The organism is Photobacterium sp. S4TG1, from assembly GCF_036040035.1.
Taxonomy (GTDB): Bacteria; Pseudomonadota; Gammaproteobacteria; order Enterobacterales; family Vibrionaceae; genus Photobacterium.
Genome location: NZ_JAYXUH010000059.1, coordinates 1 through 326, shown reverse-complemented (window position 1 = coordinate 326; position 326 = coordinate 1). Strand labels below are relative to the sequence as shown.

Here is a 326-nt window from a genome sequence, read left to right as displayed (position 1 = left end):
ACTAGATTTAGGTTCTAGCGCCGTAAGGTGTGAGAGTTCAAGTCTCTCCTTCCGCACCATTATTCTTTAAATCAGCTTTTTACCAATTACTGATTTAATTAATACAACTAGAGAAACAACAGTTATTTATAACTGATAATATGCGGAAGTGGCGGAATTGGTAGACGCACTAGATTTAGGTTCTAGCGCCGCAAGGTGTGAGAGTTCAAGTCTCTCCTTCCGCACCATCTCTCTAGTTTGTGAAAAGTCTTATGAAAATAAGCACTGTAGGTCTATCGCCAAGCGGTAAGGCAACGGCTTTTGATGCCGTCATTCCCTGGTTCGAA

General features: G+C 41.7%; 1 tRNA gene. It reads left to right on the top strand.

Annotated features, from left to right (window positions below):
• Positions 1-142: 142 nt before the first annotated feature.
• Positions 143-227: transfer RNA gene (locus VXS03_RS20150), tRNA-Leu, on the top strand.
• Positions 228-326 lie beyond the last annotated feature (99 nt).